This is a genomic window from Sinorhizobium sojae CCBAU 05684, assembly GCF_002288525.1.
GTDB lineage: Bacteria > Pseudomonadota > Alphaproteobacteria > Rhizobiales > Rhizobiaceae > Sinorhizobium > Sinorhizobium sojae.
In genome coordinates, this window is the sequence record NZ_CP023068.1 from 201,766 (window position 1) to 216,947 (window position 15,182).

The 15,182-nt window shown below is 63.1% G+C and carries 12 protein-coding genes; 8 read left to right on the forward strand and 4 right to left on the reverse strand.

Translation table 11 applies throughout. The annotated features are described in order from the left end of the window. Positions 1-7: 7 nt before the first annotated feature. Both SJ05684_RS18660 and SJ05684_RS18665 read right to left on the reverse strand, forming a co-directional pair. Entirely contained in the window at positions 8-2,758 is a 2,751-nt protein-coding gene (locus SJ05684_RS18660) for a response regulator (protein WP_095694310.1), read from the reverse strand. Further along, on the reverse strand, positions 2,755-3,510 hold the full coding sequence (locus tag SJ05684_RS18665; protein ID WP_034857226.1) for a Tll0287-like domain-containing protein: 756 nt from the start codon (positions 3,508-3,510) through the stop codon (positions 2,755-2,757). Before SJ05684_RS18665 ends, SJ05684_RS18660 begins: the two co-directional genes overlap by 4 nt. A 286-nt stretch (positions 3,511-3,796) precedes the next feature. Here SJ05684_RS18665 and urtA point away from each other — a divergent pair, with 286 nt between their 5' ends. The 8 genes from urtA to repB all read left to right on the forward strand — a co-directional run bounded on the left by urtA (position 3,797) and on the right by repB (position 12,863). Beyond that, positions 3,797-5,089, forward strand: coding sequence for an urea ABC transporter substrate-binding protein (urtA, locus tag SJ05684_RS18670; protein ID WP_034857238.1), 1,293 nt, complete (start codon positions 3,797-3,799; stop codon positions 5,087-5,089). A gap of 183 nt (positions 5,090-5,272) precedes the next feature. Next, entirely contained in the window at positions 5,273-6,886 is a 1,614-nt protein-coding gene (gene urtB / locus SJ05684_RS18675) for an urea ABC transporter permease subunit UrtB (RefSeq protein WP_034857227.1), read from the forward strand. Beyond that, positions 6,883-8,055, forward strand: a complete 1,173-nt coding sequence (gene urtC / locus SJ05684_RS18680) for an urea ABC transporter permease subunit UrtC (protein ID WP_034857228.1) — start codon at positions 6,883-6,885, stop codon at positions 8,053-8,055. Before urtB ends, urtC begins: the two co-directional genes overlap by 4 nt. A gap of 5 nt (positions 8,056-8,060) precedes the next feature. Further along, a complete protein-coding gene (gene urtD, locus SJ05684_RS18685; protein ID WP_034857229.1) occupies positions 8,061-8,813 on the forward strand; it encodes an urea ABC transporter ATP-binding protein UrtD in 753 nt (250 codons plus the stop codon). A gap of 19 nt (positions 8,814-8,832) precedes the next feature. After that, positions 8,833-9,528 (forward strand): urea ABC transporter ATP-binding subunit UrtE, encoded by a 696-nt coding sequence (urtE, locus tag SJ05684_RS18690; RefSeq protein WP_034857230.1) that lies wholly within the window; start codon positions 8,833-8,835, stop codon positions 9,526-9,528. A gap of 229 nt (positions 9,529-9,757) precedes the next feature. Then, on the forward strand, positions 9,758-10,150 hold the full coding sequence (locus SJ05684_RS18695) for a BRA0787 family protein (RefSeq protein WP_034857231.1): 393 nt from the start codon (positions 9,758-9,760) through the stop codon (positions 10,148-10,150). 355 nt (positions 10,151-10,505) lie between these two features. Beyond that, a complete protein-coding gene (gene repA / locus SJ05684_RS18700; protein ID WP_034857232.1) occupies positions 10,506-11,783 on the forward strand; it encodes a plasmid partitioning protein RepA in 1,278 nt (425 codons plus the stop codon). 3 nt (positions 11,784-11,786) lie between these two features. Further along, a complete protein-coding gene (gene repB / locus SJ05684_RS18705) occupies positions 11,787-12,863 on the forward strand; it encodes a plasmid partitioning protein RepB (protein ID WP_034857233.1) in 1,077 nt (358 codons plus the stop codon). A gap of 171 nt (positions 12,864-13,034) precedes the next feature. Here repB and SJ05684_RS18710 read toward each other — a convergent pair whose 3' ends face one another. Together SJ05684_RS18710 and SJ05684_RS18715 are read right to left on the reverse strand one after the other, a co-directional pair. Beyond that, positions 13,035-14,198, reverse strand: coding sequence for a Gfo/Idh/MocA family protein (locus SJ05684_RS18710; RefSeq protein ID WP_034857234.1), 1,164 nt, complete (start codon positions 14,196-14,198; stop codon positions 13,035-13,037). A gap of 22 nt (positions 14,199-14,220) precedes the next feature. After that, positions 14,221-15,144: a sugar phosphate isomerase/epimerase family protein gene (locus tag SJ05684_RS18715; RefSeq protein WP_034857235.1), complete on the reverse strand. Its 924-nt coding sequence runs from the start codon at positions 15,142-15,144 to the stop codon at positions 14,221-14,223. Positions 15,145-15,182 lie beyond the last annotated feature (38 nt).

The window sequence follows — 15,182 nt, forward strand, 5'->3', positions numbered from 1 at the left end:
GTCATGCTCAGCTGTTCGGGGTCGCCGTGGTTGCCGGTTCCTGTGATGCGATCTGGCGCTCGAGGGCCTCGACCAGCTGGGACCTGCTGTTCGCGCCCTTGTTGACGACGGCGACCGCCCGGTCGCGCAGCCACCGCAACTCCTTTTTAGACAGGTCCTTCGACGTGACGACGACGACGGGAATGTTCTGCAGTTCCGGAATTCTCTGCATTTCGCTCAGGGTCTGGAAGCCGTCCATTTCCGGCATAAGAAGATCGAGCAGAACGAGGCGCGGCAGCAGCCGTCTCATCAGTTCGAGACCGCGGACGCCGTCGCCGGCTTCGCGGACCGTCCAGCTCCTCTTGACGAGAATACGACGGAGGAAATCGCGCGAGGCCCGATCGTCGTCGATGATCAGCACATCGCGATTGCCGCCGCCGCAAGCCTCGATCGTCCTGATCAGCTTCTCCGTGTCGATGGGCTTCGTCAGATATTCGACCGCGCCGAGCGAGAGGCCGAGCTCGCGATCGGCAAGAATCGTCGCGAGGATGACGGGGATTGTGCACAGTTCGGGATCGCTCTTCAGCGTCCGCAGCACCGCCCAGCCGTCCTGATGCGGCATGATGATGTCGAGGATGATCGCCGCCGGCCGGTGCTTGCGCGCGGCCTCTATGCCTTCGGCGCCGCTTGCCGCCTCGATCGAGGTGAGCCCCGCTTCCGCAAGGGCCTTGGCAATCAGGCTGCGCGCGGCCGGCTCGTCGTCGATGATCAGGGCCGTGCGACCAGGCGGGATCAGAGGCGCTTCGGCCGATTGCTGCCCGTCGGTCTGTTGGCCGCATTCCGCCGGCGCTTCCATCGTGAAGACCGAGCCCTTTCCGACTTCGCTTTCGACGGTGACGATGCCGCCGATCATGCGGCTGAAGCTGCGGGTGATGCTCAAGCCCAGCCCTGTGCCGCCATAGTTCCGGGTGGTGGAGGCATCGGCCTGGGTGAAGGGATTGAAAAGCCGCTCCTGCTGCTCCGCGGTCATGCCGATCCCCGTATCGGACACTTTGAAGACGAGCCAGTCCGCCTCCCCGCGCCTCTCGCGCCGGACCGACAGCGTCACCCGGCCGGCCCTGGTGAATTTGGCCGCATTGCTGAGCAGGTTGAAGAGATTCTGGCGTAGCTTGGTCTGGTCGGAGTGCATCTCCCCGAGATCGGCGCCGAAGTCCTGGACGAACTCGTTCTCGTTCTTGGCCATCAGCGGTGCGACGGTGGCGCTCACATCGCTCAGCAATGCGGCGATATCGAAGGTCTCGAGGAAAACCTCCATCCTGTTGGCCTCGATCTTCGACAGGTCGAGGATGTCGTTGATGAGCGAGAGGAGGTGCCGGCCGGCGGAGGCGATCTTCTCGAGATCGGGCACGAAATCGTCCTCCCCATGGTCCTGCGCCTCTTCTATCAGCATTTCGCTGTAGCCGATGATGGCGTTCAAAGGCGTGCGCAGTTCATGGCTCATGGAGGCGAGAAAGCGGCTCTTGGCCTCGCTCGCGGATTCAGCGTTGCTCTTGGCCCGCTCGAGCTCGGTCTGCCGCAGCTTGAGTTCGGTGATGTCGGTGTAGACGGCGACGGTCCCGCCATCGGGAATCTTTCGTTTGGTGATGCGGACCCACTTGTCGCCGAACCGTTTTTCGTCGACGAAGCCGGCCGGATCCCGGTGCAGGCGCAGGCGGTTCTCGATCCACTCTGCGGGCGATTTACCTTCGAGGTCCAGGTGCCCGCTCGCAACGTCCTCCTCCAGGACGTCGCGGAAGCTTCTGCCGCGGAGCGTATTCGGCGCGTGGCTGGGAAAGATCTCGCAATATTTGCTGTTGGCGACCAGGATTCTGTCGTCCGGATCATAGAGGACGAAGCCATCGGAGATCGCCTCGAGCGCCGCGGCGATCGTGCGTCTTTGCCGCTCGGCCTCCTCTTCGAGCTTCTTTTTTTCGATCGCGCTTTGCCGGAAAAGCGAAAGCGTCCTCGCCATCGCTCCGAAATCGTCGCCGCCCTCCTGGGGTATCTCGACGTCGTAGCGTCCGTCCGTCAATTCTCCGATCACGCGGTTGAGGCGCCTCAGCGGACCGACGATCGAGCGCAGGACGAGCAGGGTGAGAACCGAGCCGATCACGACGAGGAGGCCCACCAGGATCGCGGCGGCGGTGGCGGTCCTCTGCGCCTGCTGAACCACCTCGTTGCGGGCGGTCTCCGCCTCAGCCTTCACCTGCTCGACAAGCTCGTTCAAGTCCTGATCGACGCTGCCGCTATGGGTGCGTGCCTGCGCCAGCAGTGTATTGCCGATGATGCGGTTGTCCTGCGTATAGGCGTCGGTCGCCTGAAGCGCCGTTTCGACATAGGCGTCGACTTCCTTCCGGATTTCGTTGACCGTCCGGGGCGAGTGCATTGCGAGCCGCTCCAGCTGTACCTCCAGGCGTTCACGCGCCCGCTCGGCATTGCGCTGCGAATTCATCAGCAGGCTGACGGAGAGATCGGTCAGCCAGTATCGCAGGTCTCCGAAGGCGACATGCGCGGCGGCTGCCGATGCCGCGCGGTCGAACAGCTCCGTGGTTTCGGCCATCCGGTCGGCGCTGCGATAGAGGGCCTGCGTCAGAAACATGGAGGAAAGAATGAGGCTGATCAGGCCGGCCGCGGTCAGGGCTGCCACGCGGGCAGAGATCGGCAGACCGGCGAGCCGGCGGGCGAGCCCCTTGGTCGGGGCAGCTTCGATGGACCTCAACGGCTCTCCGAGCGCGCTCATTTGAACAAGACGATACTGATCGCGCCGCCGAGATCGCCTGCCTTGCCCCCCTCCTTCGGATAGCCGGTGACATCGATTTCGCCCTTCGGCGAACCGTGACAGGTAAGGCAGGACTCCGTGTAGTATTCCGGTAGCAGCATGCGGAAAGCGGGCCGGTCGTTGACCGTCGTCATTTCCGTGTAGATCTCGCCCTTCGGCCTTTCGGGGTCTAAAAAGACGTTCTCGATGACCCCTGACTCCCAGTCATCGGGAAGGGACTTGCGGTTGCGCACAAGCGCCTCGGGCGCCGTCACGCGGACCAGCGCCTCCGCTCCCACCTTGGTCGCGAACTTCTCGTTCATCAGCCGGGCGAAAACTGCCGGGACGAAGCCCTTGAAGCCGATGCCGGGACGGTTGATGTCGGCCTGCTGTTCGTCGACGACCTCGCGCATCGCGTCGATCTGCGCCTCGAGCAGTTTGCGGTCGCGCTCGGCTAGGGCGTCGGTCATCAACGGACCGCCGGTGCGCTTGGCATAAAGGGCAATCGCCTCCGTCGTGAAGCGCTCGCCGTCGAGTTGCTTGTCTCCGATGGACGGATCGTTGATGAGCGACTGATAATTGGAGAGCACGCTTCGAGCGGCGCGCAGCAATTCCGCGAGCCGCGTCCCGGTCTCGACATCGGCAGCCTGTTCAGCCGCTGCCGCAGGCAGGAGCATGCAACCGGCCAATAGAGCCAGAAAAGTGGTTCGCGCGAAGGCTGCAAAGGCTTCCATTTTCCTCTCCCTCGAGCAGGAAGCACAAGGCGGAACCATATCACAGGAACGCTTTCCGCAGGAGTCATCTCTGGGGGCGTGGCCGAAACATGTTCCTTCTTCCCCCCGCCGCCTACGTAGAATGACGTATGTGCAGTGCAGCGCCGACGTCGGATGATCGCTTCTGGGCATGGAGCGGGATGCGAGCGGAAAGCCGCTGCACACTTTTCCTGTCCCGCTCCTGAGCAACGGCCAAGGAGAACGAACACTCCGTTGCGGCGACCAGAACAAGAGGGGTTCAAATCAGATGACTATCAAGGCACGCGTCACCGGCGCATTCCTCGCTGCCGTCCTTTCGACGACCGCGTTCAACGGCGCCTTTGCCGCCGAGGACACGATCAAGGTCGGCATCCTGCATTCGCTTTCGGGAACCATGGCGATCTCCGAGACGACGCTCAAAGACGCCATGCTGATGCTGATCGAGGAGCAGAACAATAAGGGCGGACTGCTCGGCAAGAAGCTCGAGGCGGTCGTCGTTGATCCGGCTTCCGACTGGCCGCTCTTCGCCGAAAAGGCGCGCGAACTGATCTCCGTCGACAAGGTTTCGGCCGTCTTCGGCTGCTGGACGTCCGTATCGCGCAAGTCCGTACTGCCGGTTTTCGAGGAGCTGAACTCGATCCTTTTCTATCCCGTCCAGTATGAGGGTGAGGAAAGCCAGCGCAACGTCTTCTATACGGGTGCTGCGCCGAACCAGCAGGCGATCCCGGCCGTCGACTATCTGATGGAGAACGAAGAGGTCGAACGCTGGGTGCTTGCCGGCACTGACTATGTCTACCCGCGTACGACCAACAAGATCCTCGAGGCCTATCTGATCTCCAAGGGCGTCAAGCCCGAGGACATCATGATCAACTACACGCCCTTTGGACATTCCGATTGGCAGACCATCGTCTCCGACATCAAGAAGTTCGGCTCGGCCGGCAAGAAGACCGCCGTCGTCTCGACCATCAATGGCGACGCCAACGTGCCCTTCTACAAGGAACTCGCGAACCAGGGCATCAAGGCCGAGGATATCCCGGTCGTCGCCTTTTCGGTCGGTGAAGAAGAGCTTGCCGGTCTCGATACGGCGCCGCTCGTGGGACACCTCGCCGCCTGGAACTACTTCCAGTCTGTCGACAACCCGGCCAATGCCGAGTTCATCGAGACCTGGAAGGCCTTCACCAAGAACGACAAGCGGGTCACCAACGACCCGATGGAAGCCCATTATATCGGCTTCAACATGTGGCTGAAGGCGGTCGAGAAGGCCGGCACCACCGATACCGACGCGGTGCTTGACGCGATGATCGGCGTCTCCGTGCCGAACCTCTCGGGCGGCTATTCGACGATGATGCCGAACCACCACATCACCAAGCCGGTGCTGATCGGCGAAATTCAGGCGGACGGCCAGTTCGAGACCGTCTGGGAGACGCCCGGTCTCGTCGTCGGCGACGAATGGTCGGACTACCTGCCGGACTCGAAGGATCTGATCTCCGATTGGCGCGCGCCGATGTCCTGCGGCAACTTCAACGTCGCCACGGGCAAGTGCGGCGGCAAGGGTTCCTGATCCGTAGATCATGCCGGGTCTTCATGACGAAACGATAGCCCGCAATACCCTCCGTCCGAAGGCGTTCGGACGGAGGGACCTTGCCCGGTGTAAAGGACCTGATCGGTTGGGCGACGCGAGGCGGGCGGGACGGGCCAGAGCATGCCGGTCCATCCCGCCTTGAACTGACGAAGCGAGAGGCGAATGTACCGCATCTTCCTATCCCTGCTGGTAGCCGTGTTCCTCATTGCCGCATCCGCCCCAGGGGCTCGGGCGGAGGAGGGGCTGCGCGATCTGGTGAACGCGCTCGGTGGAGCCAAGCTCTCCGACATGGACGAGCACATCGCCGCACTGGCGAAGACCGGCGATCCCAAGGTCGTGCCGATCCTCGAAGCGCTCGGCGAAGGCAAACTTTATGCGCGCAAGGCCGATGGCCAGGTGTTCCAGGTGAAAGGGAGCGGTTCGAAGCTTTCGCTCACCGACCCCGTGTCCGGCGAAAGCGCAGGCGAGGCGCCGAAGGCGGCGCTTTCGAAGGTCAAGGTCAACAACGGCATTCGCCGTGCGGTGCGCACCGCACTCGGCAGCCTGACGCTCATGAGCCCGGACCGCAGTGCGCGCCTCAGCGCAGCGCAATCGGTGCTGCAGTCGCCCAATGCCGACGCACTCGATGCCATCGAAGGCGCGCTTGCCGCCGAGAAGGATTTTGAGGTCCGCGCCTTGCTCGAACAGGCACGCGCCACGACGCTCCTCGTTTCCGACCGGCCGCTCGAAGAAAAAAAACAGGCAGTGCAGACGCTGAAGGAAGGCGGCGGGCGCGACGCGCTCTCCGCTCTCTTCTCCGCCCTCGGTTCCGCAGACGAGTCCCTGAAGCCGGACATCGAGACGGCCATTGCCGGCATCGAGCAGACGCAGGCGCTGTGGGCGGCCGGCCAGAACGTCTGGTACGGCCTCTCGCTCGGCTCGGTGCTGCTGCTCGCCGCGATCGGTCTTGCCATCACCTTCGGCGTCATGGGCATCATCAACATGGCGCATGGCGAGATGGTGATGCTCGGCGCCTATACGACCTTTCTGGTCCAGGAGGTCGTGCGTACCTCGTTTCCCGGTCTTTTCGACTGGTCGCTGGCGATCGCGCTGCCGCTCGCCTTTCTCGTCACCGGCGCTGTCGGGTTGGCGATGGAGCGCGGCGTCATCCGCTTCCTCTATGGCCGCCCGCTGGAGACCTTGCTCGCCACCTGGGGCATGTCGCTGATCCTGCAGCAGGCGGTCCGCACCATCTTCGGTCCCACCAACCGCGAGGTCGGCAATCCCTCCTGGATGTCCGGCGCCTTCGAACTTGGCGGCCTGACGATCACATGGAACCGCCTCTGGATCATCGTCTTCGCGCTCGCCGTCTTCGCCGCTCTGCTCTTCCTCCTGAAGAAGACGCCGATGGGCCTGCAGATGCGGGCGGTGACGCAGAACCGGCGCATGGCCTCTTCGATGGGGATCCGCACGCCATGGGTCGATGCGCTCACCTTCGCGCTCGGCTCCGGCATTGCCGGCATGGCGGGGGTCGCGCTCTCGCAGATCGACAACGTCTCGCCCAATCTCGGCCAGGGCTACATCATCGACAGCTTCATGGTCGTCGTCTTCGGCGGCGTCGGAAATCTCTGGGGCACGCTGGTTGGAGCCTTTTCGCTCGGCATCCTCAACAAGTTCCTGGAGCCCTACGCCGGCGCCGTGCTCGGCAAGATCCTCGTGCTCGTGCTGATCATCCTCTTCATCCAGAAGCGGCCACGCGGGCTGTTCGCACTCAAGGGCCGGGCGGTGGAAGCATGATCACCTCGTTTCTCGTCAAATCGCTGGACCGGACGATTGTCATTGCCGTGGCGATCCTGCTGGCACTCGCCGCTCTCGTCCCGGCGCTCAACCTGATGACCGCTCCGGACCATCCGCTGCATGTGCCGACCTACCTCGTCTCGCTGTTCGGCAAGTACCTGAGCTATGCGCTGCTGGCGCTCGCGCTCGACCTCGTCTGGGGATTTTGCGGCATTCTCTCCCTCGGGCACGCGGCCTTCTTCGCGCTTGGCGGCTATGCCATGGGCATGTACCTGATGCGCCAGATCGGTGCACGCGGCTCCTATGGCGATCCGTTGCTGCCGGATTTCATGGTCTTCCTCAACTGGAAGGAACTGCCCTGGTTCTGGTACGGCTTCGACATGTTCTGGTTCGCGGCGCTGATGGTCCTGCTCGTCCCGGGGCTCATCGCCTTCGTCTTCGGCTGGTTCGCCTTCCGCTCGCGCGTCAACGGCGTCTACCTCTCGATCATCACTCAGGCGATGACCTATGCGCTGCTGCTTGCCTTCTTCAGGAACGACATGGGTTTCGGCGGCAATAACGGCCTGACGGACTTCAAGGACATTCTGGGTTTCAGCATCCAAGCGGACGGCACGCGCGCTGCGCTCTTTGCGGCCTCGGCGCTGGCGCTCGCCCTCTCGCTCGTCATCACCTCTGCAATCGTGCGCTCGAAATTTGGCAAGGTGCTGGTGGCGCTGCGGGATGCGGAAAGCCGCACCCGCTTCCTCGGCTACCGCGTTGAGCACATGAAGCTTTTCGCCTTCACCGTCTCGGCGATGATGGCGGGCGTTGCCGGCGCGCTTTACGTACCGCAGGTCGGCATCATCAACCCCGGCGAGTTCGCCCCCGCCAATTCGATCGAGGTGGTCATCTGGACGGCTGTCGGCGGCCGCGGCACGCTGATCGGCCCGATCATCGGCGCGATCCTCGTCAATGGCGGAAAAAGCATCTTCACCGCCGCCTTTCCCGAATTCTGGCTTTTTGCGCTCGGTGGACTTTTCGTGCTGGTGACGTTGTTCCTGCCGAAGGGCGTGGTCGGAACCGCCCAGCAACTCGTCACCCGACGCCGAGCCGATCGCGAGGCCGCCCGGAGGGAAAACGAGGATGAGCAACGGGGCCTTGAGGTCGCCGAACCGATGGCTGCGGAGTAATCGCCATGACCGAGAAGAAACCCAGGAGCCTGCTCTATCTCGACGGCGTTTCCGTCTCCTTCGACGGCTTCAAGGCGCTGAATTCGCTCTCCTTTATCGTGGAGCCGGGGGAATTGCGGGCGATCATCGGCCCGAATGGGGCCGGCAAGACGACGATGATGGACATCATCACCGGCAAGACACGGCCCGACGAGGGCGAGGTCTATTTCAAGGGCGACATCGACCTCACGCAAAGGGACGAGGCGGAAATCGCCCAGCTCGGCATCGGCCGCAAGTTCCAGAAGCCGACGGTCTTCGAAAGCCATACGGTGTGGGACAATCTCGAACTGGCGCTCAACCGCAGCCGCGGTGTCTTCGCCACCCTGTTCTATCGCCTCACCGGCGAGGACAAGGCCCGCATCGAGGAAATCCTTTCGACCGTGCGGCTGACCGCGCGCCGAGACGACCTCGCCGCCAATCTCTCGCATGGACAGAAGCAATGGCTGGAGATCGGCATGCTGCTCGCGCAGGAGCCGGAACTGCTGCTCGTCGACGAGCCGGTCGCCGGCATGACCGATGCGGAGACGGTGGAAACCGCGGTCCTCCTCAAGGAGATCGCCAGGACACGCTCCGTGGTTGTCGTCGAACACGACATGGGCTTCATCCGCGACCTCGGTGTCAAGGTCACCTGTCTTGCCGAAGGTTCGGTGCTGGCGGAAGGTTCGATCGATTTCGTCAGCAACGATCCAAAGGTAATCGAGAATTATCTCGGCCGGTGAGCGGAAGGATTTCAAAGCGATGTTGAAGGTCGAGAACGTCAATCTGCATTACGGTGCCGCCCAGGCACTGCGCAACGTCTCCTTCAAGGCGGAGATGGGCAAGATCACCTGCGTGCTCGGGCGCAATGGTGTCGGCAAGTCGAGCCTGCTTCGGGCGATCACCGGCCAGCATGCGGTGAGTTCCGGCTCGATCGCCTTCAATGGGATCGCGCTCGACGGCATGGCACCTTTCCGCCGCGCCAAGCTGGGCGTCGGCTATGTACCGCAGGGCCGCGAGATCTTTCCGCTGTTGACGGTGAACGAAAATCTGGAGACAGGCTATGCGCCGCTGAAGCGGGCCGAGCGCTCGATCCCCGAGGATATCTTCAGCCTGTTTCCCGTTCTTCAGTCGATGCTCTCCCGGCGCGGCGGCGACTTATCCGGCGGCCAGCAGCAGCAGCTTGCGATTGCCCGGGCGCTCGTCGCCCGGCCGAAGATCCTCGTCCTCGACGAGCCGACCGAGGGTATCCAGCCGTCGATCATCAAGGATATCGGCCGCGCGATCAAATACCTGAAGGAGTCGACCGGCATGGCAATCCTGCTCGTCGAGCAATATCTCGATTTCTGCCGGGACCTTGCCGACCACGTCTACATCATGGATCGCGGCGCCTTTGTACATGAGGGGCCGGCAGAGACACTGGATACGCCGGAAGCGCGCCGCCATCTGACCGTATAACGCTTTTCCACAGCTCGGATTCGACCCGCCGTTTCAGGAGCTTAAGGTCCGCGCGCGGCTGCGGCGGGACGGCTGGCGCATTGGAGATCCGGTCTTCCGGCTGATAGCGTTTGCGCAGGGGCCGGCTTTGAACCATACTGCCCACGCTTTATAAAAGCGCATCACAATCCGTTATTGCTGACAGAATTGGCCATTCGCGTTTCCGGCCCGATCCCTTGGAGGAGACACAATGACGAATTTCCTGCCTGAGCTTTACGAAGGGCATGCCCCGATCACGCTTCAGACCCTCTTCAGGGATGCTCTTGAAGCCTATGATGATTGGGAAGAAGACATGCCGGAGCCGATCGTTACCTTCGAGGGCAAGGTTCTCCCGATCAGCGCCGTCTTCGAATGGATGAGGCCCTGCACGGATATCATGCCCGCCAACATGATCGGCATCGTCACCGATCGGCTGAAGAAGCCCTGGCGCGGCTCCGGGCCGCTGGACGAGATGACCTTCTCCACCGCAGCCCGGGTTATGTCCATCCTTGTCCGGCGTCGCCTCATGCGCTTCGGCCGCGGCTCGATCGAGGCTTTCTTCGATCGCTTCATTCCGTCCCAGAGACCCGGGCGCGAAGGCTGAGTGAGTTTCGGCAGCGCCGCTTCGGCTGCGCTGTCCATCCATTCTACAGATTATGCATCTGCTAGCTGCCCTTGATGGAGGCTGAAACCCGCTGTAGTCCATTTAGGCTGCGGCGCCGTTCGATCGTCTGCCGATTACGCTCATGCAATAGGACATGAACCGGCTCCCGCCCAGAAAACCGCTTGACGCGAATCAGATGATGAATCATTCCTCTAACGGAATAGATCGCATATTCCGAATTCCAGCGTAGTTAAGCGATTGCTCTGTAAGGAATTGCGGCGGGCGCAGTTGCGCGGCCGGTGGAGAGGTATTGCCGTCTTTTGCCGCGCTGCGCCAAGCACGAGGGGATTTGACGATGGACATGACCGGTTCGACGGCTGAAGCCGCAAGCGCGATCGGGGAGGCGGGGGTTGATATAGGCCTTCGCCAGCCGGCGGACGAGGCGATCGCGGCGGATGCGCGCGCGCTTTCGGAGCAGCTGAAGGCGATGCGAGACCGGCTGTTTCCGCCCTTGGCGATGAAGACGCTCAGAAGCTTCACCTCCGGCGAGGCCGCAAAGCTCATCGGTGTTTCCGACGGCTATCTCCGGCAGCTTTCACTTGCGGGCGAGGGGCCCCAGCCTGATACGGGCACGGGTGGGCGGCGCTCCTATTCGCTCTCCGACATCAACGCGCTACGCCGCCATCTTGCCGAACAGGCACTTGCCAAGGGCAACGGCGCCAAGGCGCGCGGCTACCTCAAATGGCGCGATGCCACGCGGGGCGAGCATCTGCAGGTCATCTCCGTCACCAACTTCAAAGGCGGGTCCGGCAAGACCACCTCGTCGGTTCATCTGGCTCAATATCTCGCCTTGACCGGCCATAGAGTGCTGGCGGTCGACCTCGACCCGCAGGCCTCGCTCTCGGCGCTTTTCGGCTACCAGCCGGAGCTGGACCTGACCGGCAACGACACGCTCTACGGCGCCATCCGCTATGACGCCGAAGCGCGGCCGCTGCGAGAGATCATCCGCAAGACCTATTTCGACGGGCTAGACCTGGTGCCGGGCAATCTCGAACTGCAGGAATTCGAGCACACCACGCCGCAGGCCTTGAGCGCCCGCCAGAGCGGCGCGGATGCCGGGCCCTTGTTCTTCGCCCGCGTGCAGACGGCACTCGCAAGCGTCGCCGATGATTACGACGTCGTCGTCATCGACTGCCCGCCGCAACTCGGCTATCTGACGCTTTCGGCGCTCTGCGCCTCGACCTCGGTCATCGTCACCGTACATCCGCAGATGCTCGACGTCGCCTCGATGAACCAGTTCCTCTACATGACCTCGGACCTGCTCAGCGTCGTGCGCGAGGCCGGCGGTGAGCTCAAATTCGATTTCCTGCGCTATCTCGTCACCCGCTTCGAGCCGAATGACGGACCGCAGGCGCAGATCGTGGGCTTCATGCGCTCGCTCTTCGGTGACCGGGTGCTGACTTCGGCCATGGTCAAATCGACGGCGATCTCGGATGCGGGGCTTACCAAGCAGACGCTCTACGAAGTCGGCCGGGAGAATTTCACCCGCGCGACCTATGACCGTGCAATCGAGTCGCTCAACGGCGTCAACGGCGAGATCGAGGCTCTCATTCACGCGGCATGGGGGCGCTAGGAGATGGCTGGCAACAACCGGAAGAACGAATTGCGGGCGCTGTTCATGGGTGGAGCTCCGGCCTCCCCACAGGCCACGGGTGAGCCCTCTGCAGGGCCGGCCGAGTTGACACCTGTCAACGACGGGAGCACTCCGGCCGCAAACCCGCCACGCGCCGCCTCCGGCGCGGTCAAGGCAATGGGGCTTTCGCTCGGCAGCATCACCCGCGAGGCGGAGGAGGCGCGCGCCCTTCGCGAAGCGCTGACGGCGGGCGAGCGCGTCGTCTCGCTCGATCCGGCGCTCGTCGAAGCCTCCTTCATCGAAGATCGCCTGACCGACGGCGAAGTCGACGATCCGGATTTTTTGGCGCTTGTCGAGAGCATTCGCGAGAACGGGCAGCAGTCTCCGATCCTTGTCCGCCCGCATCCGGACAAGCAAGGCCACTACCAGACCGCCTATGGCCATCGTCGCCTGAAGGCCGTGCGCCGGCTCGAGCTTCAGGTGAAGGCGATCGTCCGGCCGCTCTCCGACGACGAATTGGTCCTGGCCCAGGGCAAGGAAAATGCCGAGCGGCGCAACCTCTCCTTTATCGAACGGGCGCTTTTCGCCGCGGCGCTTGCCGCCCGCGGCTTCGACCGCAAGGTGATCGGCGATGCGCTTGCCGTGCAGAAGAGCGAGTTGTCGCGTCTGCTGCAGGTGGCCGACAGCATGCCGCATCATCTCGTCCGCGCCATCGGCCCGGCGCCCAAGGCCGGCCGCGCCCGCTGGATGGCGATCGGTGCACTGCTTGAAAGAGAGGACGCGCGCGCCGGGGCGGAGGAGGAGATCGCTTCGCCCGAATTCCGCGCCGCCGACACGGACCAGCGTTTCCAACTCGTCTTCGATCGGCTGTCCCAGGGAGACAGGCCGGAGCCGGAAAAGCCGCAGGAGCTCAAGGACGAGGCCGGACAAGTCTTCGCGCGGCTGAGGCGCGACGGGAAGGCGCCAACAATCGAGTTCGTGCCCGGAACGCATCCTGTCTTCGTCAAGGAGGCGGTGGCCATACTGGCGAAATGCCATGCGAATTTCGAGCAGCGTCAGAAATCGTTGCGAGGTCGCTGAGTTTGTGATGTTGGCCTTCTCCTCGGGTTTAATCCTGGGTTTAACCTGAGGACTAACCCTCCTCCCCGCGTGCGGGAAGAGGGGACACCGTCCGGATTTGCCCTGCCCTCAATGGTGAACGCAACGCCCGTCGGTCGCGTGATCGGCGGGCCTGCAATAGCCGGCGACCCTCTATTCGTAATCGACCCACACGCCACCGGCATCGGCCGAGCGGACACAATTCTCCACCCAGCGGACGCCTTCGAGGCCGGCGTCCACGCTCGGGAAGACCAGGTTCTCGATACCCTCAGGGGCGAGGCCGCGATTGCCGTTGATCGCAAGACCGAAGCGGCGGTAGAGGTTGCCCCAGGCCTCGAACAGGCCTTCCGGATGGCCGCCGCCGATGCGGTCGTCGAGCCGGGCTTCCGGATAGAGATAGTCCATGCCGCGTTCGAGGATGCGGACCGGCTCGCCCTGGATCTCGTAGGAGAGCTGGTTCGGCCGCTCGTCCCACCATTCGATGCTCGCCCTCGATCCGACGATGCGAATCTTCTGGCCGTGCATCGAGCCGGCATTGACGGCGCTCGACCAGACATTGGCGATGGCGCCGTTGTCGTATTCCATCAGGGTCACCGCATTGTCCTCGAGCGGCGCCCGGCTCTTGACGAAGCTCTGCCGCACGCACATCAGCCGCTTGATGTTCATGTGCGGCAGGATGACTTCGGAAAGATAAAGCGGATGCGTGCCGACGTCCCCGAGCACATAGCTGGGGCCGGCGAATTTCGGGTCGACGCGCCAGCGGGTCGACGGGTTCTGTTCCTCGACGGCCGCGCTGTGGAAGCCGCGGGCAAATTGCAGGTTGACAACGCGGATTTCGCCGAGATCGCCGTTCTTCACCATGGCGCGGGCCTGCTCGATCATCTGGTGGCCGGCATAGCCATAGGTGACGCCGACGATGAGGCCGCGCGCTTCTGCCAGCGCCTTCAGTTCCTTCGCTTCCGCGACGGTGAAGCAGAGCGGCTTTTCGCAGACGACGTGGATGCCGTGTTCGAGCGACGCCTTGCAGATCTCGAAATGTGTGTTGTTCGGCGTCGCGATCGAGACCGCCTCTATACCGTCCGGGCGCTCCGCTTCCTCGGCAAACAGCGTCCGGTAGTCCGGATAGCTCCGTCCTTCGTCCAATCCGAGATCGATGCCGAAGGCGCGACCGCGCGCCGCATCGATGTCGAAGGCGCCGGCGACAAGTTCGAACGTGTTGTCCCTGAGCGCCGCCGAGCGGTGAATGCTGCCGATCTGGCTGCCGCGTCCGCCGCCGATCATGCCCCAGCGGATCGGCATTGTTTTCTTCTCTGGCATCGTGTTTTCCTAGCTCATGATTTCAGAAGCCGACCGAGCGCAGGTAATCGCGGCTTTCCTTTACATCTGCGAGGCTGCCCGACACGCTTAAGGGATCACGTTCCTGCTCGACCGTGATGAAGCCGTGATAGCCGATCTCCTCGAGTGTCCGCTTGATCGCCGGGTAGTCGATGACGCCGCGGCCGATCGGGCACATGACGCCTTGCGCGCAGGCCTCGAAGAACCGGATCTTCTCGCCAAGTACCCGGCGGAAGACCTTTTCGTCGATGTCCTTGAAATGCACATAGTCGAGGCGATCGGCGTAGGTTTTCAGCGTCTCGGTGGGGTCCATACCCGCATAATAGGTGTGGCCGGTGTCGATGCAGAAGCCCGCAAGCTCCGCCGGCACGTCCTTGGCGATCCGCTCGATTTCGTCGCCGAACTCGATATAGCCGCCGGCATGCGGATGGATCACGGCGCGCACGCCGTATTTGTCGCGGGCAAGCGCGGCGATCGCCCTGATGTTGGCCACCATGTCCACCCAGGCTTCGTTCGCGAGCCGCGGCGCGCGCTCGCAATGGCCTGCGGCATAATCCCGCTCGTCATGGCCCCAGTCCATGACGGTGAGATAGGGCGTTCGGAAACGCTGACCGGACACCTGCTCCGGCTGCGGCAATTGCGCGATTACGGCGCAGATTTCTTCGGTCTGGCGCAGCAGGTTTGCCTGGTTCTCCGGCGCGACGAGATCGTCGAAGATCGTTCCGGCGACGATGAAGAGCTTGCGTTCGTCAAGCGCCCTGACGACGCGTTCGGACTCGAGCGGCACGTAGCCGTAGGGGCCGAGCTCCAGTCCCCCATAGCCGGCAGCCGCCGCCTCGTCGAAAACGCGCTCCCAGGCGGGCAGGTTGGGGTTCTTCACGTCGTCCACGCCCCAGCAGCAGGGGGCGGTCGTGATTGTGATGGTCACGGGAATGGTTCCTGTGCTGATGTATTGGTAAGCAAGTT

Coding starts and splice junctions, on each gene's coding strand:
- SJ05684_RS18660 (WP_095694310.1), bottom strand. CDS start 2,758: ATGAGCGCGCTCGGAGAGCCGTTGAGGTCCATCGAAGCTGCCCCGACC.
- SJ05684_RS18665 (WP_034857226.1), bottom strand. CDS start 3,510: ATGGAAGCCTTTGCAGCCTTCGCGCGAACCACTTTTCTGGCTCTATTG.
- urtA (WP_034857238.1), top strand. CDS start 3,797: ATGACTATCAAGGCACGCGTCACCGGCGCATTCCTCGCTGCCGTCCTT.
- urtB (WP_034857227.1), top strand. CDS start 5,273: ATGTACCGCATCTTCCTATCCCTGCTGGTAGCCGTGTTCCTCATTGCC.
- urtC (WP_034857228.1), top strand. CDS start 6,883: ATGATCACCTCGTTTCTCGTCAAATCGCTGGACCGGACGATTGTCATT.
- urtD (WP_034857229.1), top strand. CDS start 8,061: ATGACCGAGAAGAAACCCAGGAGCCTGCTCTATCTCGACGGCGTTTCC.
- urtE (WP_034857230.1), top strand. CDS start 8,833: ATGTTGAAGGTCGAGAACGTCAATCTGCATTACGGTGCCGCCCAGGCA.
- SJ05684_RS18695 (WP_034857231.1), top strand. CDS start 9,758: ATGACGAATTTCCTGCCTGAGCTTTACGAAGGGCATGCCCCGATCACG.
- repA (WP_034857232.1), top strand. CDS start 10,506: ATGGACATGACCGGTTCGACGGCTGAAGCCGCAAGCGCGATCGGGGAG.
- repB (WP_034857233.1), top strand. CDS start 11,787: ATGGCTGGCAACAACCGGAAGAACGAATTGCGGGCGCTGTTCATGGGT.
- SJ05684_RS18710 (WP_034857234.1), bottom strand. CDS start 14,198: ATGCCAGAGAAGAAAACAATGCCGATCCGCTGGGGCATGATCGGCGGC.